This is a genomic window from Paenibacillus nuruki (genome assembly GCF_001721045.1).
Classification (GTDB): domain Bacteria; phylum Bacillota; class Bacilli; order Paenibacillales; family Paenibacillaceae; genus Saccharibacillus; species Saccharibacillus nuruki.
Map to the genome: position 1 here is coordinate 26,398 of NZ_MDER01000022.1, position 22,974 is coordinate 49,371.

Annotated in this window: 19 protein-coding genes, 1 tRNA gene and 1 other RNA gene; 4 read left to right on the top strand and 17 right to left on the bottom strand. The window is 39.8% G+C overall.

Annotated elements, in window-relative coordinates:
- Positions 1–601 precede the first annotated feature (601 nt).
- Complete coding sequence (locus PTI45_RS01665) at positions 602–1,327, bottom strand: hypothetical protein (RefSeq protein ID WP_069325808.1); 726 nt, start codon at positions 1,325–1,327, stop codon at positions 602–604.
- Positions 1,328–1,827: 500 nt separating this feature from the next.
- Between PTI45_RS01665 and PTI45_RS01670 the strand changes: the two genes are divergently transcribed.
- Positions 1,828–2,517 carry a hypothetical protein gene (locus PTI45_RS01670; protein ID WP_069325809.1) on the top strand — a complete coding sequence of 230 codons (690 nt, stop codon included), beginning with the start codon at positions 1,828–1,830 and terminating at the stop codon, positions 2,515–2,517.
- 324 nt (positions 2,518–2,841) lie between these two features.
- On the opposite strand, the gene ssrA is transcribed toward PTI45_RS01670, so the two are convergent.
- The 10 genes from ssrA to PTI45_RS01720 all read right to left on the bottom strand — a co-directional run bounded on the left by ssrA (position 2,842) and on the right by PTI45_RS01720 (position 15,211).
- Positions 2,842–3,206, bottom strand: a transfer-messenger RNA (tmRNA) gene (gene ssrA / locus PTI45_RS01675).
- Between the two features lie 385 nt (positions 3,207–3,591).
- Entirely contained in the window at positions 3,592–4,074 is a 483-nt protein-coding gene (gene smpB, locus PTI45_RS01680; protein ID WP_069325810.1) for an SsrA-binding protein SmpB, read from the bottom strand.
- A gap of 127 nt (positions 4,075–4,201) precedes the next feature.
- A complete protein-coding gene (gene rnr, locus PTI45_RS01685) occupies positions 4,202–6,970 on the bottom strand; it encodes a ribonuclease R (protein ID WP_069325811.1) in 2,769 nt (922 codons plus the stop codon).
- A gap of 431 nt (positions 6,971–7,401) precedes the next feature.
- Complete coding sequence (gene secG / locus PTI45_RS01690) at positions 7,402–7,632, bottom strand: preprotein translocase subunit SecG (RefSeq protein WP_069325812.1); 231 nt, start codon at positions 7,630–7,632, stop codon at positions 7,402–7,404.
- 306 nt (positions 7,633–7,938) lie between these two features.
- Positions 7,939–9,243, bottom strand: a complete 1,305-nt coding sequence (gene eno, locus PTI45_RS01695) for a phosphopyruvate hydratase (protein ID WP_069325813.1) — start codon at positions 9,241–9,243, stop codon at positions 7,939–7,941.
- Between the two features lie 82 nt (positions 9,244–9,325).
- Positions 9,326–10,870 (bottom strand): 2,3-bisphosphoglycerate-independent phosphoglycerate mutase, encoded by a 1,545-nt coding sequence (gene gpmI, locus PTI45_RS01700; RefSeq protein WP_069325814.1) that lies wholly within the window; start codon positions 10,868–10,870, stop codon positions 9,326–9,328.
- Positions 10,871–11,623: a triose-phosphate isomerase gene (gene tpiA, locus PTI45_RS01705; protein ID WP_069325815.1), complete on the bottom strand. Its 753-nt coding sequence runs from the start codon at positions 11,621–11,623 to the stop codon at positions 10,871–10,873. It lies immediately after the preceding gene.
- Between the two features lie 104 nt (positions 11,624–11,727).
- Positions 11,728–12,909, bottom strand: a complete 1,182-nt coding sequence (locus PTI45_RS01710; protein WP_069325816.1) for a phosphoglycerate kinase — start codon at positions 12,907–12,909, stop codon at positions 11,728–11,730.
- 134 nt (positions 12,910–13,043) lie between these two features.
- On the bottom strand, positions 13,044–14,048 hold the full coding sequence (gene gap, locus PTI45_RS01715; RefSeq protein WP_069325817.1) for a type I glyceraldehyde-3-phosphate dehydrogenase: 1,005 nt from the start codon (positions 14,046–14,048) through the stop codon (positions 13,044–13,046).
- Between the two features lie 131 nt (positions 14,049–14,179).
- Positions 14,180–15,211, bottom strand: a complete 1,032-nt coding sequence (locus PTI45_RS01720; RefSeq protein WP_069325818.1) for a sugar-binding transcriptional regulator — start codon at positions 15,209–15,211, stop codon at positions 14,180–14,182.
- A 252-nt stretch (positions 15,212–15,463) separates the two neighbouring features.
- Here PTI45_RS01720 and PTI45_RS01725 point away from each other — a divergent pair.
- Together PTI45_RS01725 and clpP are read left to right on the top strand one after the other, a co-directional pair.
- Positions 15,464–15,538: transfer RNA gene (locus tag PTI45_RS01725), tRNA-Arg, on the top strand.
- Positions 15,539–15,892: 354 nt separating this feature from the next.
- On the top strand, positions 15,893–16,489 hold the full coding sequence (gene clpP / locus PTI45_RS01730) for an ATP-dependent Clp endopeptidase proteolytic subunit ClpP (RefSeq protein WP_069325819.1): 597 nt from the start codon (positions 15,893–15,895) through the stop codon (positions 16,487–16,489).
- Positions 16,490–16,568: 79 nt separating this feature from the next.
- On the opposite strand, the gene PTI45_RS01735 is transcribed toward clpP, so the two are convergent.
- Together PTI45_RS01735 and PTI45_RS01740 are read right to left on the bottom strand one after the other, a co-directional pair.
- Positions 16,569–17,729, bottom strand: coding sequence for a stalk domain-containing protein (locus tag PTI45_RS01735; protein WP_069325820.1), 1,161 nt, complete (start codon positions 17,727–17,729; stop codon positions 16,569–16,571).
- Positions 17,730–18,084: 355 nt separating this feature from the next.
- On the bottom strand, positions 18,085–18,849 hold the full coding sequence (locus PTI45_RS01740) for an SIMPL domain-containing protein (RefSeq protein WP_069325821.1): 765 nt from the start codon (positions 18,847–18,849) through the stop codon (positions 18,085–18,087).
- A gap of 292 nt (positions 18,850–19,141) precedes the next feature.
- Between PTI45_RS01740 and PTI45_RS01745 the strand changes: the two genes are divergently transcribed.
- Positions 19,142–19,603: a stalk domain-containing protein gene (locus PTI45_RS01745; RefSeq protein WP_069325822.1), complete on the top strand. Its 462-nt coding sequence runs from the start codon at positions 19,142–19,144 to the stop codon at positions 19,601–19,603.
- A gap of 70 nt (positions 19,604–19,673) precedes the next feature.
- Here PTI45_RS01745 and PTI45_RS01750 read toward each other — a convergent pair whose 3' ends face one another.
- The 4 genes from PTI45_RS01750 to rapZ form a co-directional block, all read right to left on the bottom strand.
- A complete protein-coding gene (locus PTI45_RS01750; protein ID WP_069325823.1) occupies positions 19,674–19,943 on the bottom strand; it encodes an HPr family phosphocarrier protein in 270 nt (89 codons plus the stop codon).
- A 148-nt stretch (positions 19,944–20,091) separates the two neighbouring features.
- The gene (whiA, locus tag PTI45_RS01755) at positions 20,092–21,030 is read right to left on the bottom strand and encodes a DNA-binding protein WhiA (protein ID WP_069325824.1); all 939 of its coding nucleotides are present in this window, start codon (positions 21,028–21,030) and stop codon (positions 20,092–20,094) included.
- A 5-nt stretch (positions 21,031–21,035) separates the two neighbouring features.
- Positions 21,036–22,028 (bottom strand): gluconeogenesis factor YvcK family protein, encoded by a 993-nt coding sequence (locus PTI45_RS01760; RefSeq protein WP_069325825.1) that lies wholly within the window; start codon positions 22,026–22,028, stop codon positions 21,036–21,038.
- 12 nt (positions 22,029–22,040) lie between these two features.
- Entirely contained in the window at positions 22,041–22,934 is an 894-nt protein-coding gene (gene rapZ / locus PTI45_RS01765; protein WP_069325826.1) for an RNase adapter RapZ, read from the bottom strand.
- Between the last annotated feature and the right edge of the window lie 40 nt (positions 22,935–22,974).

Genomic DNA, 22,974 nt, shown 5'->3' on the forward strand with positions numbered 1-22,974 from the left:
TTACAATCTATTTATTACTTCCTGAAGGAATTGAACTGTCCTAATAGCTAATGCCGCCTCAGCCATCTTGATCAAAGAACAGGAAAAATACTGTTGAACGGACTCAACATTTATATGGATAATTAGAAAGAGACTATGTTCTTTAAATTTTTCTTCTACTTATTTCACATGAGCCGGAATATTCAGATTGAGCTTACCTCTTCAGTTATACAATAATCCAATGTTTATGTTCCTGACCTGCTAGAATCACTATTATAGCCTTATTATAGATACTATCCTATACCTAAAGCAGTTTGAACTGCTTTGTTCTAATTGCTGATAACGTATAATACATAATTTTTATGCAGAAATACAAATCCACCAATAATTACTATATTTTCTTCCGTTCCGATTACTTTACTACCTTTCTATTTATATATTTAGAAAAATCAGATTGTTGTCTCACCAAAATATAGAAGGCTTGCATTAGATGCTGACCAAAGCGCCAAGGTATTCATACCTTAATGTTTCTATTAGATTTTTAACGATATAAATTTATCATAGCAAAAGTTCAATAGAGTATCATAAAGTAGGAATTTTCTAAGTAAAAAATGTTCTCTTTTTAAGAATAGAATTCAATAGCTTTTTTTAATAGATCTGCTAATTTTGATACATTATTTCTCATTTCTCTTTTTGTATCTTCAAAATCTACTGTATCATCAGTATGTCCAATTTTATTTCTTAAGTAAGTGAATATGCATTCATTTCGCTTCTTTACAGTATTACGGTAACTTCTAGGATAAGAATTTTGCTGAGCAAATTTACAGATTCTAGATTGACCTGTACCAGATATTACAAAATCTAATACGCTATATAACATCATGAATCGTGCTACATCATCATTATTATTTAATGCAGATTTATACATTTCGAGAAAAATCACATTCAATGGTTTCTCAGCGATATTTTTTAAAGTTTCATCTATAGTATCTTGGTTCAAAGGACATGCGATCTTAAGTTTTACTATCATACTATTGTTTATAGACAAATTCTCTTCAAAATTATTGTAAGTAGATATTGATTTAGAGAAGCCAATTTTCATTGTATAACTTAAATAATTCAAAAATTCATCTACTACTCGGTCCCCAATATCTACTACATCATTATAATTCACATTATTTTTAAAATATACAAAAATAGAGACCTTACCGTATTCTGGATTTGTGATTGGTTCATTAATCACTTTAATATACAATTTTTCAATTTTATCGTTGGTGTACTCCACAAAAAACTCATTTATTTCTAATAAGTTCTCTGAAGTTGCATTATATAGAATATATTTTTCCATCTGCATCATACTCCTTTTTTCTAATATCAGATATACTACAGATATAAATTTGTTTAGCGAATAATGTCATATAGCCCCATTCCACTATAGCTGATATAATCGAACCCACCTTCATCATGCACGTATCTTCGATGAATAATCTCTTTTTATTAGCTATTCAAGCAATTCATAGCTTCGGTATCGACATTCTAAATAGCAACTCTTTCTATCTGTTTATTAATTTATTGATCAGTGCTCTCTCTGACTGTATACCTATATAATGATTGCTGTATGTTGGATCTCTTAAAGATCCTCTTCTATTTTGGCGAGTTTCACCTCATCCAGTGCTAGCATAAACATCTAAACTATATTTTTATACCTTTTTTCCATATTACGATCCCATACTCATGTCTTAATATCTAGTAAAGATCATGCAAATCAACTAATAATTGTGAGGAATTTTGAAACCATCATAAAAGTTATTCGTAAATAATATATGATTACTTATGTGGAGGTTATTGATGAACGATGCTGTATGGGAATTAAATCAACGTAGGCAAAAGCTTTTACACTTTTTATTTAAAGAAAGATCATTTTCAAAAATTGTTTCGAGTGTTGCAATTAATAGAACCTTTATTTTAGGTTTAATATTTATGGCTGTAGGCTATGGCTCAATAATATTCAATCTTGCAAACGATAATTCGCCTAATTCATATGCTTTGATAATTCCTATTCCTAGTTTGATTATTTCATTATTTTTGTTTCTGGTCTTATCAATTATATCGCGAAATAATATAAGAAAAAAATATAATCGAAATGAAGTTACTTTTGACTGGACAGGTAATTATTCTAGTTTTATTCATTCTTATAGAGCAGATGAATTAAAGAGTTCTTTATCTAATTTTAAAATTGATCTTTCTAATATTGATGATGAAATATTATATTACGAATCTCTTCATCAAAGTGGCGTATATAAAGTTTGGCGTAACATTGGTATTGCAGTAGTAATTATATCCCCTTTATGGAATGAACTTGTTGGGAAAGTGATTGACTTAGATCTAATTACACTTTTACTACTAGCTATCTCAGCAATATTATTATCAATCTTGGCAATGTCCGTAACTTACTTCATAGATAATATATTTTTAGCTAAAGTGGTAAAATATAAAAAAACTGCTGCTATCTTAAGAGACCTTAAACAAATTTTATAGTTATTTATGAATAGCTTAATATCCAACCTGCTGTCTGATTATTATTTAAGTTTCGCTATTGTTATCAAATATTTGACAAGTAACATTCTTCTTGTAAGTGACGTATATCTTACTGAAACGATACTTCCCTAAAATTTTGTTTAAACAAACTTAATCAAATGCTTTATAATCAACTACTTATCATAAATGAAAAGTTAGAAAAATGTCCTGATCCAAGACAAAGAAAAATAAATGGACGTTCAAAAAATTGCTCATAATTTAACAAAAAAGACACTAGCCTGATTTGGCTAGTGTCTTTTTTGTTTTGTAGCTTTGTGTAATACATAATGGAGGCGAGGGGAGTCGAACCCCTGTCCGAAGGCAACGTTACATAAGCTTCTACGGGTGTAGTGACAGATTTGATGTCACCCTAGGAACTCCCTGTCACCGGATTCCCTTTGGGTCAGCCTGGTTATCTTATTCAGCACACCTCAGGCGGAGATGTGACAGCGTAGCCCACTATTAGTTGGGCCCTCGTCCTGGCACATGGGCGATGCGAGGGGAGAGCACGCTCACAGGTTATTAAGCTGCGAAAGCGTAGTTAGTTTGTTGTTTGCCGTTTAATAGGCTTTAGCGTTGATAAAGCGGACGCGTCCCCACTACCCGCTACTCATGCTCGAACTACCCCCGTCGAATCCATAAACGCCCCCTTAATAAAAAGGGTGCTGGATTAGAACGGATCACATGAGTCTCGTTATCCGAATATACAGCAACAGTCTTTCCCTCCATAAGAAAGAACTGTAAAGTGTCGCCTGTATCAGCAATATGCTGTTTCTACTGAAAGAATATACAACGACCACAGACTATGAGTATACCACATTTTAGGCTCTGTGAACAGTTGTCCAAATACGCCAACGTTGTTCTGAGATCCATACAATGTTGTTCCTCTAGCCATTATCTGCTCTGTAAGCCAGAACGTACTAACCTATTCGCTGATTCACACCAGCTTCACTATCCATTTACCCATCTGCCTGTTAATTGTAACTAACTCACTACAAAATGATGATGACACTTCGCTTTTCAACGTTTACGAACTTAACGAGAAACCTTCTGATTATCCCGTAGTGCGCGTTGAATATCGCGATCTGCATCTTTTTTGGCAGCTGTCGCACGTTTATCATGCTGTTTCTTACCTTTACCCAGACCGATTAATAGCTTCGCATATCCATTACGGATATAGATTTTAAGCGGAACAATCGTATAACCATCTCGCTTAGAAGCACCGATCAACTTGCTGATCTGACCTTTATGCAATAGCAGTTTACGAGTACGTGTCGGATCAGTTGGATTGGCACGGTTACCTTCTTCAAATGGGCTAATATGCATATTGTGTAAAAACACTTCGCCATTACGAATCGTTGAAAACGCATCGCCGATATTGGCTCTTGCCCGGCGCAATGATTTGATCTCTGTTCCGGTTAAGACCATCCCTGCTTCATACGTATCTTCGATAAAATAATCATGTGATGCTTTTTTATTCTGCGCTAGAACTTTACTTTCACCCTTTTTAGGCGCCATAAGGGTTCACTCCTTTATTACCGAATTAGTGATCATACTCTACTTACAAATAAAGATCGGCGTTACTCCATCCTCTATCCTCATTCTAAGGTGTACAGAGAAAGAAGAAAGCCGATCGATATCTTATTTATTCAGGTTTTTGCTCTGTTGGTTTTGGTTTGCGTTTACGTGGACGACTCTTTTTCACTTCGCCACCTGTTTTGCTAGGATCTGCTTTGGCAGAAGACGTTTGGATATTGCCTGCTTCTGGATCGAATACAGGGCCTTCTATCTTTTTACGTCTTGGTGCTGGGCTGCCTTTACGCTTTTTGCTACTTTCGACAGGGCTATTATAGCCACCTTTACCTGAACCGAAGTTGAAGTTGCGAGAGTTGTCTTTACTCGAACTTTTCGGAGCATGAGTCGAAATGCCTTTCGCTTTTTTAGGCGCACCTTCACTATTACTGGTACTCGCAGATACCGTATTTTCTGTAGCACGCGGCTGTTGTGTATTCGGTACACTTACAGCACTCGTTTGACCAGAGACTGTAGATGGTTTACGTTTGCGTCTCGCCGGCTTTTTGCTACCACTATCTGCGGTTGGAGCTACAGATGCTGTAGGCGCTTTGCTCGCTTTTGCAGCCTTCGCTGCTTTACCGAACTTCGCCGCTTTACCAGCTGCTTTGTTTTTACCACGATCTCCGCCACGTCCGCCTTTACGATCGCTATCTCCACGTGGAGGACGAGCGCCACGATCTGTGCGTTCAGGACGGTTGCTTTTCGGCATATCTTTCAGCTCAAAGTCGATCGTATGATCTTCCATATTCACACGAGCTACACGTACGGTAATCGCATCACCGATACGATAGATTTTGGAAGTACGTTCACCAAGTAAGATCATTTGTTTATCGTCAAAATGATAATAATCGTCAGTCAGCATACCTAAACGGATCAGACCTTCTACTGTATTATCCAGTTCGATAAACATACCGAAGCTAGTAACACTGCTGATCATACCTTCGAATTCTTCGCCCACTTTATCCAGCATATATTCTGCTTTTTTCAGTTGATCGGTATCACGCTCTGCATCTACAGCAACACGTTCACGTTCTGACGATTGCTGTGCAATATCTGCCATACGTGAATTCAGATAATCTTGACGCTTCGGCTTAAGCTTACCACCATTTTCGATCACTTCACGAATCACGCGGTGAATAACCAGATCGGGATAACGACGAATCGGTGATGTAAAGTGACTATAGTAATCGGCGGCTAGTCCAAAGTGACCTGAACTGTCTGCGGAATATTTCGCTTGTTTCATCGAACGAAGCATCATTGTGCTGATTACTGTCTCTTCTTTTTCACCTTTGATATCTTGCAACAATTGTTGCAATGCACGCGGATGAATATGATCACCTGTTCCTTTGATCACATGACCAAAGTTCGAAGCGAATGCTAAGAAGTTCTGTAATTTTTCTTGATCTGGATTCTCATGAATACGATATAAGAAAGGCACTTGAAGTGTGCTGAAATGCTCGGCTACGGTCTCGTTCGCAGCTAGCATGAACTCTTCGATAATCTGTTCTGCAACAGAACGCTCACGCTTCACGATATCGATCGGTCTGCCTTTTTCATCTAAAATGATTTTCGCTTCGTCAAAATCAAAATCAACTGCGCCACGACGAGCACGCATCTCACGTAACTGCATCGCAAGTTCACGCATTAATTTGAAATCTTCGACAAGCGGAGCATAACGCTCTAACAATTCTGGATCTTCATCTTCCAAAATTTTGCGTACATTGGTATACGTCATACGCTCTTTGGTTTTGATTACACTGGTAAATACTTCGTGCTTCACGACTTTCATATGCTCATCGAATTCCATTTCGCATGAAAGAGTTAGACGATCTACCTGTGGATGAAGACTACAGATCCCGTTCGATAGACGATGTGGCAACATTGGAATCACGCGATCCACTAGATACACACTACATCCACGGTTGTAAGCTTCGATATCGAGCTTAGAGCCTTCTTTGACATAGTAACCTACGTCTGCAATATGCACGCCTAGACGGTAATGTCCGTTGTCTAGACGCTCTACATTAACAGCATCATCCAAGTCTTTGGCATCTTCGCCATCAATCGTGACGATATTTTTGTCACGTAGATCGCGTCTGCCTTGTTCGACGATCTCTGCATCTGTAATGGAATCAGGAGCCGCTTGCGCTTCATCCATAATTTCATCAGGGAAAGACTCTGGCAGTTGATGCTTACGAATAACAGACAAGATGTCTACGCCCGGATCATCTTTGTGACCCAACACTTCAACAATTCGTCCTTCTGCTGCTGCTCTGCCTTCTGGGTAGCTGACGATTTCAGCAACCACTTTTTCGCCTTCGACTGCACCACCGAATGCTTCTTTGGGCACAAAAATATCGCGGTTAATCCGCTTATCATCTGGAATAATAAATCCGTACGTATCCAACCCTTGGAATACACCAACCACACGTGTATTTTTGCGAGTGATGACACGAACGACTTCACCTTCCATACGACCACCTGTCGTACTGCGAGACGTCACTTTAACAAACACGATATCCCCGTTCATTGCGGTTCCCATATCATTGGCATTGATATAAACATCACCATGCTCTTTTTCCTCAGGAATTAGAAAAGCAAATCCTTTGGCATGAGCTTGAATACGTCCACGAACCAAATCCATATGTTCCGGTAGACCATAATGATGAGACTTGTTCTGTACGATGATTCCTGTACGCTCAAGTTCATTTAATATTTTGACCAATTCTTTAAAGTCTGAAGCCGCTTGAATCTCTAGCTGCTGCTCCAATTCTTGATAAGTCATTGGTTTATAGTCGATACTTTTTATTACATCTAATACTTGTTGTTCAGTAATCATATCATTTCACCTCGGACGACCTTCAGGGTAAGCTTATCTTCCCTTCTTGATCCGTATGTATAACTGCATGCATTGTAGCGTTTAGTATACTCATACCCTAGTATACACTAATTTAATCTCACCTATTCAATTCGACCGAAATATTCAGTTTCCTGTATCCTTCTGCATAAAAAAAGAGGGCAGTTCTATTATCCCCTCCTTGGTTGGGAATAACAAAACTGCCTTAAAGGTATTGCACATCATGCACTTCGGCCTTACTTGACTTACATGGGAATAATGGACAAGCTCGGGAACAATTCCAAGTATAGTTCCCTTATATGAATTCTCTATGAACAATCACTTACCAAAGAGCGTCTATTTACAATTGCTTACCATATAAAAATCGCCTGATGCAGTAAAGTTATCCTTTACCACTTCAGGCGATTCATGATTTAACTAAATACCGCTACAAGAATAGCTAGAACAAAAAATCCAATAGCCAGTCCTACTGTTGTACGTTCCAACACCAGTTCCATTCCGCGCGCTTTGGTTTTACCAAAAAGATGTTCCGCACCGCCGGAGATGGCACCAGAAAGTCCAGCACTTTTACCTTTTTGAAGTAGAACAATAACGATCAACCCAACGGAAAAAATCATGAGCAGTACTTTCAAAGTCAATAACATGAATTCCACCTCCTCAAACGAATACGCCGAACATCTATCGTTATCATATAAGAACAACAGTGATTGACCACCACTATCGTATGTAATAATCGTATAGAAAACAGCATTCTTATTTTAGCATATTTTTCAAGTGAAAAGCAATCTTTTTATTCCGATATGTATCGTGAAGTAAGGTTTTGACTCCAGCTCTTCTTTTAAGGTGTCAACATATACATAATCTTAAAAAGCACCTATAGATATAAAACACATATAAAAAAACAACCACCCGGCATGATACCAGATGGTTGTCTATCACTTAAAAGTGAATTATTTAGTTAAGCCTCTGTGTGCAGTCAAGTTGTAGAAAGATTTAAGACCATCGTATTTAGCAAGGTCACCCAATTGATCTTCGATGCGAAGCAATTGGTTGTATTTTGCAATACGGTCTGTACGTGAAGGAGCACCTGTTTTGATTTGTCCAGCATTTGTCGCTACAGCGATGTCAGCGATTGTGCTATCTTCGGATTCACCAGAGCGGTGAGAGATAACAGCTGTGTAACCAGCGCGTTTAGCCATTTCGATCGCATCAAATGTTTCAGAAAGCGTACCGATTTGGTTAACTTTAACAAGGATAGAGTTACCAATACCTTCTTCAATACCACGACCAAGACGCTCAGTGTTTGTTACGAACAAGTCGTCACCAACCAATTGAACTTTGTCTCCCAATTTCTCAGTTAACAATTTCCAACCTTCCCAGTCATCTTCAGAACAACCATCTTCGATTGTAATGATTGGGTATTTATCAACCCATGAAGCCATCAAGTCTACGAACTCAGCAGAAGTGTATGATTTACCTTCGCCAGCAAGTTCATATTTACCGTTTTTGTAGAATTCAGTAGAAGCAACGTCCATACCCAAGAATACGTCAACACCTGGTTTGTAACCCGCTTTTTCGATTGCTTCAACAATAGAAGTCAATGCTTCTTCGTTAGATGTAAAGTTAGGAGCGAATCCACCTTCATCACCTACAGAAGTGCTTAATCCTTTAGCTTTCAATACAGATTTAAGGCTGTGGAAAATCTCAGCACCTGTACGAAGAGCTTCTTTGAAGCTAGGAGCTCCAACTGGCAATACCATGAATTCTTGAACGTCAACGTTGTTATCAGCGTGCTCACCACCGTTGATGATGTTCATCATTGGTACTGGCAATTGTTTAGCGTTGAATCCGCCCAAGTATACATACAATGGAAGATCAAGAGCATCAGCAGCTGCGCGAGCAGTAGCCATAGATACTGCAAGAATAGCGTTAGCACCTAATTTAGCTTTGTTAGGAGTACCGTCCAATTTGATCATTGCTTTATCGATACCCAATTGATCAAGAGCATCCATACCAATGATTTCTGGAGCGATGATTTCGTTAACGTTCTCTACTGCTTTAAGAACGCCTTTACCCAAGTAACGAGATTTATCTTCGTCACGAAGTTCTACAGCTTCATGAGCACCAGTAGATGCGCCAGAAGGAACGATTGCGCGACCCAAAGCGCCTGATTCCAAGTATACTTCAACTTCAACTGTAGGGTTACCACGGGAGTCAAGAACTTCGCGTGCATAAACATCAGAAATAATAGTCATGGTTAAATGTTCTCCTTTTAAATCGTTATTTTAGATCATAAATGATCATTACATTTTAATGCATATCTTTTATAGCGAGCAATTACTTACGGCTGTTGACAATAGATGTACCTGTCATTTCTTCCGGTTTAGGTAATTGTGCAAAATCAAGAATGGTTGGTGCGATATCACCCAGAATACCACCTTCACGCAAAGTAACATTTTTATCTGTGACGATAAATGGTACAGGGTTCGTTGTATGTGCCGTCTGCGGACGACCCAATTCGTCGATCTCTGTCTCAGCGTTACCATGGTCAGCAGTAATTAGAGCTACGCCACCTTTAGCTAGAATCGCATCTACGACTCTACCTACACACTCATCGGTTGTTTCTACCGCTCTGATTGTAGGCTCTAGCTTACCAGAGTGACCTACCATATCAGGATTAGCAAAGTTCAAAATGATAACATCTTGACGCTCTGCTTCAATCTCAGCGATACAAGCATCTGCTACTTCACGCGCACTCATTTCCGGTTGTAGATCATACGTAGCAACTTTAGGAGAGTTAATCAAGATACGAGTCTCGCCTTCTAGTTCTACATCACGACCGCCACTGAAAAAGAAAGTAACGTGAGGATATTTTTCAGTCTCAGCAATACGCAATTGTTTTTTGCCATGCTGTACTAAAACTTCACCAAGCGTATTATTCAGATTCTTCGGTCCATAAGCTACCGTTCCACTTACTGTATTGCTGTATGTGGTTAAGCATACATAGTACAGGTTTTTAGGTTGTGCATGTCCACGATCGAATCCTTCAAATGCTTCTTGAGTAAAGGCTTGAGACAACTGAATTGCACGGTCAGGACGGAAGTTCAAGAAGATCACCGAATCGCCATCACTTACTGTGCCCACTGGTTTTTCTTCACTATCAACAATAACAGATGGTTCAACGAATTCGTCAAACACTGAATTTTGATAAGAAGAAGAAATAACGTTTTCTGGATCTTTGAATGCCGGACCTTCGCCGAAAGCGATAGCACGGTAAGCTTTTTCCACACGTTCCCAGCGTTTGTCACGATCCATTGCGTAATAGCGACCTTGAACCGTAGCAATTTTACCTACGCCAACTTCTGCTATTTGAGCAACCAATCGTTCCATATAACGTTTACCGCTATCTGGTGATACGTCGCGTCCATCCAAGAATACATGAATCAGTACATCATGGAAATCTTCGCGTTTAGCCATATCCAGTGTAGCGAATAAATGATCGATATGACTATGTACACCGCCATCGGATAACAGGGTGAACACATGCAATTTTTTACCGTTTGTTTTTGCATTTGTAAATGCGCCAACCAACGCTTCATTTTGGAAAAAGTCTCCGTCACGAATCGACTTGGAAATACGAGTCAAATCTTGATATACAATGCGACCTGCACCAATATTCAAGTGACCAACTTCCGAGTTACCCATTTGTCCTTCAGGCAGACCTACAGCTTCGCCGCAAGCCGTCAAAGTTGTATGTGGGTATTCGCTTAGATATCTATCATAATTCGGTTTTTTCGCTTGAGCAACACCGTTGCCTTCTACTTCTGCGCGTAGACCGAATCCATCCATAATGATTAATGCTACTGGTTTGGGTGCTGACATTTACTTCGCCCCCTCAACGAGCTGAATGTAAGAATCAGGTTGCAAGCTTGCGCCGCCGACAAGTGCGCCATCGATATCGCTTTGTCCCATATACTCCTTAACATTCTCAGGTTTCACGCTACCGCCGTATTGAATACGAACTGCGTTAGCCACTTCTTCGTTGTATAGACCTTTAACCAATTCACGAATATAAGCAATAACCTCATTCGCATCTTGGGATGTAGAAGATTTGCCTGTTCCGATTGCCCAGATTGGCTCATAAGCGATAACGGTTTCTTTCGCTTGTTCTGCGCTCAATCCTACAAAAGCACCTTCTGTTTGTACTTTGCATACTTCTTTAGTTTGATTAGCTTCACGTTCTTCAAGCTTTTCACCTACACATACGATAGGAGTCAAACCATGACGGAAAGCAGCATGTACTTTTTTATTAACGATTTCGTCTGTTTCAGCAAAATATTGACGACGCTCAGAGTGACCGATGATTACATAGTCCACACCAAGATCTTTCAACATTACGCCACTGATTTCGCCAGTGTAAGCGCCATTGTCTTCAAAATGAAGATTTTGTGCACCGATTTTGATCGAAGTTCCTTTTACTGCTTCAACTAAAGCAGGAAGATTAGTGAAAGGAGCGCAAATTACGCTTTCTACGCCATCTACTTCTGCTTTGCCTTTGATATCTTCAATAAACGCTTTTGCTTCAGGAACGGTTTTGAACATCTTCCAGTTCCCTGCAATAATTGGTGTTCTCACTGCGATATCACTCCTTCTGTTTGCATAACTACAGTATGCTAACCTAAGCCATACTGAAGTGCTTTGTATGACCCAAAGCACCCAAAGCTATATCTATTTTAAACTTATTTATCGTTCAATGCCACAACGCCTGGAAGAGCTTTACCTTCCATAAACTCTAGGGAAGCACCGCCACCTGTAGAGATATGGTCCATTTTATCAGCTAAGCCGAATTTCTCTGCTGCTGCTGCGGAATCACCGCCACCAATGATTGTGTAAGCTTCAGTTGTTGCACAAGCTTCTGCGACTGCTTTTGTACCACCAGAGAAAGGTGCGATTTCAAATACGCCCATTGGTCCGTTCCACACAACCAATTTAGAGTTTTTGATAACATCAGCATAAATTTCACGAGTTTTAGGACCGATGTCTACGCCTTCCCAAGCTGCTGGGATTTTGTCGATTGTTACGATATCTGTGTTTGCATCTGCACTGAAATCGTCAGAAACAACGATATCTACTGGAAGGTACAATTTTTTACCTAATTTTTTTGCTTTTTCTACGAATCCAAGTACAACATCCAATTTGCTTTCGTCTAGAAGAGATTGTCCTACTTCATGACCTTGAGCTTTGAAGAATGTGTAAGTCAATCCACCACCAATAATGATGTTGTCTGCAAGATTGATTAGGTTATCGATTACATCGATTTTATCTTTTACTTTAGATCCACCTACGATTGCTGTGAAAGGACGCTCAGGGCTAGTCAAAGCTTTACCCAATACATCTAATTCTTTCTCCATCAAAAGACCAGATACTGCTGGCAAGTGGTGTGCAATACCTTCTGTTGAAGCATGCGCACGGTGAGCTGCACCAAATGCGTCATTGACGAATAGATCAGCCAATTCTGCAAAAGATTTAGCTAAGTCTGCATCATTTTTCTCTTCGCCAGGGTAGAAACGTACGTTTTCAAGAACCAAAACGTCACCGTTTTTCAATTCAGCGATTTGTGATTTTACAGCATCGCCAATCGCTTCGTCAGCTTTGGCAACCGGTTGACCTAGCAATTCAGATAGACGCGTTGCTTGTGGAGTTAAGCGTAATGATTCAACCACTTCACCGTTAGGGCGACCCATATGACTTGCAAGTACAACTTTTGCACCTTTTTCAACAAGGTATTGAATAGTAGGTAATGTTTCACGGATCCGTTTGTCATCTGTGATTTTACCGTCTTCCATAGGTACGTTGAAATCTACACGTACAAATACCACTTTACCTGTTACTTCTATATCGCGAACACTTTTCTTATTCATTATATTGTTCCTCCATGCCCTGAATTTTGATTAACGAGCAATTTAAAACAGATATTCATTTAGAAAAAGCGGAAACACAAGAAACCTGTTTCCGCTTTATGGAATTAATATTTATTTCAGTTCACGAATGATTCTTACGCTTTGTTAGCGAAGTACTCAAGAGTACGAACCAATTGTGCTGTGTAGGACATTTCGTTATCGTACCAAGCTACAGTTTTAACCAATTGGTGGTCACCAACAGTTAGAACGCGAGTTTGAGTAGCATCGAATAGGGAACCGAAAGTCATACCTTTGATATCAGAAGAAACGATTTCGTCTTCAGTGTAACCATAAGTTTCAGCATCAGAAGCAGCTTTCATAGCAGCGTTAACTTCATCAACAGTAACTTTTTTCTCCAAAATAGTTACCAATTCAGTAAGGGAACCAGTTGCTACAGGAACACGTTGTGCTGCACCATCCAATTTACCTTTCAATTCAGGGATAACTAGACCGATTGCTTTAGCAGCACCAGTTGTGTTAGGAATGATGTTTTCAGCAGCTGCACGAGCACGACGGAAGTCACCTTTAGCATGTGGAGCATCCAAAGTGTTTTGGTCGCCAGTGTAAGCATGAATTGTAGTCATCAAGCCTTCTACTACTCCGAATTGATCTTGCAATGTTTTAGCCATTGGAGCAAGACAGTTCGTTGTGCAAGAAGCACCAGAAATTACAGTTTCAGTACCATCAAGAATTTCATGGTTTACGTTATAAACGATTGTTTTCATTTCGCCAGTAGCTGGAGCAGAGATAACAACTTTTTTAGCACCAGCTGTTAAATGTTTCTCAGCTGATTCTTTAGTTGTGAAGAATCCAGTACATTCAAGAACGATATCCACACCAAGATCTCCCCAAGGAAGTTCTTCTGGGTTACGGTTAGCTAGAACTTTTACTTCTTTTCCGTTTACTTTGAAGAATCCGTCATGAACTTCAACTTCGCCGTCAAATTTACCTTGAGTTGTATCATATTTCAACAAGTGAGCCAACATTTTAGCGTCAGTCAAATCGTTAATTGCTACCACTTCAATACCTGCTACATTTTGAATACGACGGAAAGCCAAGCGTCCGATACGTCCGAAACCATTAATACCAACTTTAACCATGAGTTAATTCCTCCTAGAGATAGTGTATTTAATTTATTTCAAGACACACCCGTTAAAGGCATGTCAAGACAACATTATAGAGTAAAACTTTTGTGCCGTACCGCTAGACGTGCGAAAATGAAGCAAAAGGACTAGTCTAGTTCTTTCACAATTTCTCTAGCGGCGGCTTCGTCAATGACCAGAATATCTTCCTGACCGAATTTGAGTACAGCATGAATCGATTTGGCCTTGCTACGGCCTCCAGCAATCCCGATAACCACTTCCGCTTTGGAAATATCATCGAGCTGAAGTCCCATCGTCAACATCTGGTGCACCGTCTCACCCTGTTCATTAAAATAATGACCGAATGATTCAGCAACAGCTCCAGCGGCATGAATTTCTTCCGCTGCCTCGGGTTCAAGTCTACGGCGACGCACCATCTCCATCGCATCTCCGATTCCGTGCATAATGATACGTGCTTTACGAATCAGACCCACAATTTCACGGATATTCTGATCCTGATAAAGCAATTCGTAAGCATCTTCACGTAACAAATCGGGAATATGCAATAACCGATACTGTGCGCCTACACGCTTTGCCATAGTGGAAGCAATCGAATTCGCCTGAAATTCCATACTCTCTCCAAGTCCGCCTCTTGCCGGTACAAACCAGGCATTCTTGAGAGGTGCCGGTATGGATGGACTGAGTTGCTCGGCGACTTCAGCTAATGTAAAGCCTCCTGTTACAGCAACGACATCGTCCTCACGGATTACACTGAGCAGCGCTTTGGCTCCTGCTCGTCCAAGCTCTTGCTTAGCCATAATAGATATGTCACTATCACCAGGAACGACAATGACTTGTCTCAGCTTATAGAAAGTGCGAATACGTTCTTCCAGATTGGATAATCCAAGCAGTTCCTGAATAATAGGCTCAAGTTCATCAAGCAATTGCTTGCCTGCTTCACTAACCTTCATTCCCGTACTTTCAATCTCAAGCAATCCTTGCGATTTGAGAAGATCGGTCTCTGCACGTAAGACGCGTTCAGTCATATTAAGCGATGTGGCAAGTGATCTTCTTCCAACCAGCCCTACCATCATAACCTGATGCAGAATCGTATATCTTTTTTTGAGTACTTCGGTGAGATCGGGCAGAAGCTGCTTTTGTATTTCTAATATTTTTCGCATGCATTCCACTCCTGCAACTTATCTCGCTCAGTGTCCATTATATCCGTTATTCAATAAATTGGACTTAAAACGTCCCGGCGTAACTTTTTAAGTCCCACGTCTATCTTAACCAATTTTCCATGCAGAAGCAAGTTTTTCATACAACTATTCTGTGAGAGGTTGATGTTATCGTTTTTCTTGATTATGGTATGAATCGTCAACTTGCTTTTTATAGGTAGATATCCTATAATCAATCGTACTGCTGTTTTACATGCGCCCGTGGTCCAATGGATATGACGTAGGCCTCCGAAGCCTGAGATCCAAGTTCGATTCTTGGCGGGCGCGCCATTTAATTAAGTTATAATGCAGTGTTGTTTTTATGATCAATACGATTATGTACGTACTTATATGTTCTATCATATCTTAGAAGTATTTGCGCAACATTAAGTGAATTACCTATAAACGCAGAATACCCTTCAACCAGCCGATGCTGGTTATTTTTATACCCAAAATTAGGTTGCTCTCTTCTTCATTAACCTATTTTGCAGGAGTTCCTTCACTTTTGGTCAGGATAGTTTGACTTTCTTTGACTTTTGGTTTGAATTATCCTATAATGTGGTAAGAACAATGAGTATCTTCTAATACAATATTTGATCTATAATTATTCTATTGATGATGTACAACTTTGAAGGAGGGTTTCTAGTGAGTTATATTCCAATGGTCGTTGAACAAAGCAGTCGTGGGGAACGTGCCTATGACATTTACTCTCGTCTGTTAAAAGACCGCATTATTTTTCTCGGTTCTGAAGTCAATGATGTTGTAGCCAATGCGATTATCGCACAATTGCTGTTTCTGGAAGCCGAAGACCCGGAGAAAGACATCCACCTATATGTTAACAGTCCAGGCGGTTCGATCACTGCGGGAATGGCTATTTACGATACAATGCAATTTATCAAAGCTGATGTATCTACCATCTGTGTAGGTATGGCGGCAAGTATGGGCGCATTTTTACTTAACGCTGGTGCTAAAGGTAAACGTTTTGCATTGCCTAACAGCGAGATTATGATTCACCAACCACTTGGTGGAGCACAAGGACAAGCGACAGATATCGAAATCCGTGCTCGTCGTATTCTTAAAATGCGTGATAAATTGAATAAAATTCTAGCAGAACGTACAGGTCAACCGTTGGAACGTATCGAAAAAGATACAGACCGCGATTACTTTATGACTGCTGCTGAAGCAAAAGATTACGGTATCGTTGATAAAGTGATTGAAAATACACCTCCACAAGGGGTATAATTTTACTCCAGCATGCTGGAACAACACGCGAAAAAGCCTCCGGGGTATAAACCGGAGGCTTTTTTGTATACTTTTTTATTTAAGCTTTGTATGCATCAAGTGGATTCACGCCTGATGGCAACACTTGTTTGAAAGTAATCGGGAATTCTGGCATACCTGCTGCATAAGGTGCGATATCATATTGTTGGAAAAACAGAGTGATTCCGCTATCTGTTAAATAGTATCCTTGATTAGCAGCAATTCCTTTAAAACTATCTTTAAAGTAAAGATCTCCATTTTTTTTCATTTGAGCATTGATAATTTTGTCGATATCTTTACGATAATTGCTATTGGATTTGAGTAAGTCGCCTAATTGAATTTGCTTGCCATCTTTTAATGAGAACGTCATGCCTGTTTGTATAGAACTACCATGCGCACCACCAAGATATTCATAATCAGTCACTAGGATACTTAATACACCATTACGATTGTAAGTTATTTTATAACCGCTATCGATTTCATAAGTGATGACTGAATCTTTAGGAGGTGCACCAAATTCTTTAGCTTGTTTTTGTACTTTTTCTAAATACGTTTGAGCATGTGCTGCAAAAGCTTTATTAATCGCTGCTTCAGCTTCTGCATTGTCTAGACCGGATACCACTGGATATTTAATATTGGTCTCTGTATAACTGTTCGTTTTGGTTGGTTTTAGAGTGGTTGTTGTTACTTCAATATTGTTTAAGCCCTCTTTGGTTATATTTACAGTACGTGTAGCACCATTCCATACTGCACGATATCCCAATTGATCTGTCACGGCTTTGATTGCTACATAAGAATTACCGTTGACTATTTTGGCATCATAACTATCCCCAATGGTACTACCATCCAATGTCACAAATACACCGTCATCTGAACCTGATCCTAGAGCAAAAGATGCTTTGTGTTTATCTTTTGTCACTGTTACTGTTTTCTCTTTCGCATTGAAAGTGACTGTAGCACCGATTGCTTTGGCTGTATCTTTCAAAGGAAGCAATGAGCTACCATTCGCACTTACAGTCCCTGTAGTTGCAATTGCTTTGCCTTCCACTTGTACATGAATAGCTGACTTCGCAGTAGAAGCTTTGGTTGTTGCAGCTTGCACCGTAGAAGAAGTACCTGGCAGAACCGCTACTGTTCCCACCGTTGCCAATGTGGTTGCTAACAAAAATGCAGATATTTTTTTCAAATGTGTTTTAGATGTATTATTTTGAGTTGTTTTCATAAATCATCTCTCCCTTATCATATGTATCATGTTATATTTGGTTTAACCTTTATCATTATACTTTGAACAACCATAGATAGATTTACAAATAACTAAATATCAATTTACAACATAGTCACGATTGCGATAGTAAAAGTAATGAAACTGTAAGACATTTTGCACCCAATTGGTTAAATATAGAAAAAACGCTTACCCTGATCGCATACACATTGAACAGGATAAACGTTTCTAATTTGAGGATAGTTCTACTTTAGTAAACTTCTACTATACTGAAACGATACGTGGATTTGCACGTATAATTAGTTACAAATCTGATTATTTTGTAAAAATTAGATTCAATTGCGTCCCCATACTATTAATTCATAGAGTACTGCACATTAAGTGTAGCATTTAATTCAATTGTACCTGGTTCGATAGCTGTACTCGCAGCAGCAGAATCTTCTGTTGCTTTAGCACTTTGTCTCTCCATATAGACTACAGGTGGTGCACTCACTCCTGGATCACTGACGGATAACAAGCTGCCTAGTGAAAGGTTAGCTGCTTTGGCAATCGATTGTGCTCTTGCTTTGGCATTAGCCATCGCTTTAGCAATAACTTGCTCTTGGTAGGTATCTTCATTTTCGATACCAAAACTCACAGATCCAACATTATTCGCTCCTGATTTAGCAGCAGCATCCAACAACGAACCTAGTTTGTCCAGATCACGGTAAGTCACTTGTACACTATGATATGCCGTATACCCTGTAACTTTTTGCTGGTCTTTACCGTTATAGTCATAGTTGGGTTGTACATAGAATTGAACACTCTCAATATCCGCAGCTGGAATCTTCCAGTCTCCTTTGAGTAAAGTATTCAACTTCGCCATTTTCTCAGCATTAGCCGATTGCGCTTTGGCTGCTGTTGTAGACGTTGTTTGTACTCCGATCGCTAGGTATGAAATATCGGGTTTGACGGTTAATTTACCTGTACCGCTTACGTTAATCACGCCTGTTGCTGTTGCAGGAGCAACTGTCTCAGCAGCATACATCGTCTGACTAGGCAGTGCTATAAGTGTTCCCATTCCTGTTAATAGTGTACCTGCGATCATCAATGAAGCTAAGGATTTACTTGTTTTCTTCATGCTACTCACTCCTTAAAGGTTATACCTACTAAACGATAAGGCGTGAATAAAAGTTGCATCGTTCATGATTTAACGCTCTGTTTGAAGAAGAATGATCGTTTATTTTGCTGAAGAATAACAAGAATAGAGAGAAGATATTGTCTATTTCACACAACAAGTTACACATTGTTCAAGTTCATCGTGACAAGTTAGATTATTTTTTTTATAATCTCATATAATCCCACCATTATGGACTTTAGAGCTATAATGAGTACACGAGATCGGGAACAATAAGAATGAGGGGAGAGTCACCATGTTAAAAAATAAATGTCTATGGGGTTCCATTCTGCTTATGATGGGTATTCTAATCTTTAATACAACAGCTGTTCAAGCTGCCACTCCAGCCAAGCCGCGTGAAGTGAAGTTAGAATGGAATGGAACCCGCCTTCCACAAAATGGACTTTTAATCGGCGGAAATACCATGATTCCAGTAGTCATGTTGCGTGACTCTATTGGAATGACGTTGCGATACGAATCCGGTGTCAAAACATATACATTATTGCAAAATGATGATCAGCTCGATATGATCATGAGCGGTTCTGGCGTTACTATGCGTCTGAACAATCATCAGTGGAACGGACCTGATGCGGAGGTTGTCAACGGACGTATGTATATTCCATTTGCTGTATTGCGAGATGGCTTTGGTTACCAGAGCTCCTGGAATGCTTTTCAGTTGAAATTGAATTTTGCCAAAAAAGGGATCTTCCTGAGTTAAACGAATATCTCTATACAAAAAACCGCCACAGAAATCTGTGACGGCATGCCCTCCATATCGTATGGGGGGCTTATTGGTTTTCTAATTCTTCTTTGCTTACTAGACTGACTAAAGCGTTTACAGCAGATTCTGAATCTGCGCCTTCTGCACTAATGTATACTTCAGTGCCCGAACTGATCGCAAGGCTCATAATGCCCATGATACTTTTAGCATTCACTTTTTTATCATCTTTTTCAACAAAAATCTCTGAAGAATATTTATTCGCTTCCTGTACAAACAATGCTGCAGGTCTTGCGTGTAATCCCGTTTTCAATCGAACAACAACCGGGTGTTTTGTCATGAGATCGTTACCCCCTATAATACATATTCATTACATCTATTGAGCATACCTAAGTAGCTCACAGTGTTTAATACCATGTTCATAACACTATACCATTATAGCACGCACCGTACTAGAAAAAAATAAAGCTTACGTGAGATTATTTTATTCAAGCATAGTGCTCATTACGCATTTTTTCAGCCATCTCGTCTAATTTACGTAGCCGATGATTGACTCCTGACTTGCTGACTCCACCTTTGAGCATTTCACCGACTTCTTTGAGGTTAATATCAGGATTTGCTAAACGGACTTCTGCCACTTCACGTAATTTATCAGGCAATTGTTCCAGTCCAATACGGCGTTGGATAAATTTGATGTTATCAATCTGACGAACCGCTGCACCGATCGTTTTGTTCAAGTTAGCAGTCTCGCAATTGACGATACGATTCACAGAATTACGCATATCTCGCATAATACGGACATCTTCGAATTTGAATAGCGCTTGATGCGCTCCGATAATACTCAAAAATTCAATAATTTTTTCGCCTTCTTTGATATATAAAATAAATCCTTTTTTACGCTCAATACAACGAGCATTCAATTCGAATTCATTCGCCAGATCGACGAGCGCCTGACACTGTTCTTCATACATCGAAGCAATCTCCAAGTGATACGATGATCCCTCAGGATTATTGACCGATCCGCCTGCCATAAAAGCACCCCGTAAATAAGCACGTTTACAGCAGTTTTTGCGTACCATTTCGGTATTGATTCCCGGTGTGAACATAAATCCTTCAGAAACAATTTTGAGCGTCGTCAAAATGCTCTGTACACCCATAGGAATACGAACAATATAGACATTATTTTTTTTGAGACGCATTTTTTTGCGCACTAATAATTCGGTATGCACAGCAAAATGCTTTTTGATCAGGGAATAGATCCGTCTTGCGATAGCGGCATTTTCAGTGGAGATATCCAGAATGACTTTTTTGTTGGAAATCTGCACTGAACCATTCATCCGTATAAGCGCAGACAGTTCTGCATGTTCACAACAGTCATCAGCCTCTACCATCGTTAATTCTTTTTTCGTCTGCGCCGCAAATGACAATGGACTCACCCTTTCGATAACATAGATTTTTTAACTTGCTCATAAATATGATGACTTAACTTATCCGCATCATGACGAAGATACGTACCATAAAGTACCAACTTATCCGCGATCACTTTATAACCCAGCGATTCCACTGTTTCTAGATCCAGAATCACTGGCTTGGCTCCTTGTTCGGCATAGCGCTTTTGCATTTTTAAAGGAATCGGATCGTTGTTCACAATCACATAATCAAATAATCGATGACCGACATGCTCATAGATCGCATTCAAATGATCACTCACCGTGTAGTGGTCTGTTTCTCCTGGCTGTGTCATCACATTGCAAATGAATAGCTTGAGGGCTTTGGAATTTAACATCGCTTCTGCAAGCTTATGCACGAGCAAATTGGGCAACAGACTGGTATACAGACTACCAGGTCCGATCAGAATCGCATCTGCCTGTTCGATCGCAAGTACCGCATCAGGCAAAGGTTCTACATGATCAGGTTCCAGAAAAATACGTTTGATTTTTTTACCGGCTTCGGGAATCTTAGACTCCCCAGTGACGATAGAGCCATCCTCCATCTCGGCGTGTAAAATAACAGCCTGTTCTGCTGCTGGAAGCACTTGTCCTCGCACAGCAAATACACGACTCAATTCTCGAACAGCAGTCACGAAATCACCCGATATGTCTGTCATTGCTGCCAGAATCAGGTTACCTAAGCTATGACCTGCAAGTCCTTCGCCTTTTTGAAAACGATATTTGAGCATGTCTGATAAAAGAGGTTCTACATCTGCTAAAGCGGTAAGTACATTACGAATATCACCGGGTGGCGGCATTTTTAGCTCATCTCGCAGAATCCCTGAACTTCCGCCATCGTCTGCAACAGTGACGATAGCGGTAATATCAAGCGGCTTTTCTTTGAGACCTCTAAGCATAACCGATAACCCTGTGCCACCACCCATAACCACGATTCGAGGACGAACCACAGGTAAAGTGGGTTGTGAAATAGACATATCTTTCACTCCTTAATGCCGATCACGATCAGCATCCCTATGACTAACACGTACTGTTTCTGTTTCACTTGCACCAAGCATACGGCCTAAGTACTCAGAAATCGCAACAGAACGATGTTTACCGCCTGTACAGCCAATTCCTATAATAACCTGGCTTTTACCTTCATTCCGGTAATGAGGAATTAAAAAGTGTAGCATATCTAATAATTTGGTCAGAAAAGCTTGTGTTTCCGGCCATTTCATTACATATTCGTAGACATCGCTATCTTGCCCAGTATGAGGTCTTAAGTTATCGATGTAATGAGGATTCGGCAAAAAGCGAACATCAAAAATTAGATCTGCATCGATTGGAATACCGTATTTGAACCCGAATGATGTGACGTTGATCGACAAGCGATTCGATTCCAAGTGAGAAAAGCTAGAAATGATTTTCTCTTTTAATTGAGCAGGTTTGATAATACTTGTATCTATAATTTGAGTCGCTGATGTTTTGAGATCATCTAACATCTGACGTTCTAAACGAATACCATCGAGCGGCATACCTTCAGGCGCTAACGGATGGCGACGTCTGCTTTCTTTATACCTTTGAACCAATACAGAGTCACTAGAATCCAGAAATAGGATTTCAGAATGAATCGTATAATGGTTTTTGATATAATTCAGGGATTCAGACAGAGCAGCAAAAAATTCACGTCCGCGTAAATCGATAACCAATGCAACTTTACCGATTTTACCATTGGATTGCTCTATTAATTCAGCGAACTTTGGAATCAGTACAGGGGGCAGATTATCTACGCAGAAAAACCCAAGATCTTCAAGGCTCTGTACAGCAATCGTTTTGCCCGCTCCAGACATTCCGGTAATAATAATCATTGTGGCTATCGATGAATTTTCGCTTTTGCTCATGCTCAAGTACCCTCCCTTTAACGAATCTAGACTTTGATAT

What these genes read in the sequence shown, in the direction of transcription:
- PTI45_RS01740 (WP_069325821.1), bottom strand. Translation starts at nt 18,849, where the DNA reads ATGAAGAAAACAAGTAAATCCTTAGCTTCATTGATGATCGCAGGTACA.
- secG (WP_069325812.1), bottom strand. Translation starts at nt 7,632, where the DNA reads ATGTTATTGACTTTGAAAGTACTGCTCATGATTTTTTCCGTTGGGTTG.
- rnr (WP_069325811.1), bottom strand. Translation starts at nt 6,970, where the DNA reads ATGATTACTGAACAACAAGTATTAGATGTAATAAAAAGTATCGACTAT.
- smpB (WP_069325810.1), bottom strand. Translation starts at nt 4,074, where the DNA reads ATGGCGCCTAAAAAGGGTGAAAGTAAAGTTCTAGCGCAGAATAAAAAA.
- PTI45_RS01760 (WP_069325825.1), bottom strand. Translation starts at nt 22,028, where the DNA reads ATGTCTATTTCACAACCCACTTTACCTGTGGTTCGTCCTCGAATCGTG.
- eno (WP_069325813.1), bottom strand. Translation starts at nt 9,243, where the DNA reads ATGACTATTATTTCTGATGTTTATGCACGCGAAGTTCTTGACTCCCGT.
- PTI45_RS01710 (WP_069325816.1), bottom strand. Translation starts at nt 12,909, where the DNA reads ATGAATAAGAAAAGTGTTCGCGATATAGAAGTAACAGGTAAAGTGGTA.
- rapZ (WP_069325826.1), bottom strand. Translation starts at nt 22,934, where the DNA reads ATGAGCAAAAGCGAAAATTCATCGATAGCCACAATGATTATTATTACC.
- PTI45_RS01720 (WP_069325818.1), bottom strand. Translation starts at nt 15,211, where the DNA reads ATGCGAAAAATATTAGAAATACAAAAGCAGCTTCTGCCCGATCTCACC.
- PTI45_RS01665 (WP_069325808.1), bottom strand. Translation starts at nt 1,327, where the DNA reads ATGGAAAAATATATTCTATATAATGCAACTTCAGAGAACTTATTAGAA.
- PTI45_RS01735 (WP_069325820.1), bottom strand. Translation starts at nt 17,729, where the DNA reads ATGAAAACAACTCAAAATAATACATCTAAAACACATTTGAAAAAAATA.
- gap (WP_069325817.1), bottom strand. Translation starts at nt 14,048, where the DNA reads ATGGTTAAAGTTGGTATTAATGGTTTCGGACGTATCGGACGCTTGGCT.
- PTI45_RS01750 (WP_069325823.1), bottom strand. Translation starts at nt 19,943, where the DNA reads ATGACAAAACACCCGGTTGTTGTTCGATTGAAAACGGGATTACACGCA.
- PTI45_RS01745 (WP_069325822.1), top strand. Translation starts at nt 19,142, where the DNA reads ATGTTAAAAAATAAATGTCTATGGGGTTCCATTCTGCTTATGATGGGT.
- gpmI (WP_069325814.1), bottom strand. Translation starts at nt 10,870, where the DNA reads ATGTCAGCACCCAAACCAGTAGCATTAATCATTATGGATGGATTCGGT.
- PTI45_RS01670 (WP_069325809.1), top strand. Translation starts at nt 1,828, where the DNA reads ATGAACGATGCTGTATGGGAATTAAATCAACGTAGGCAAAAGCTTTTA.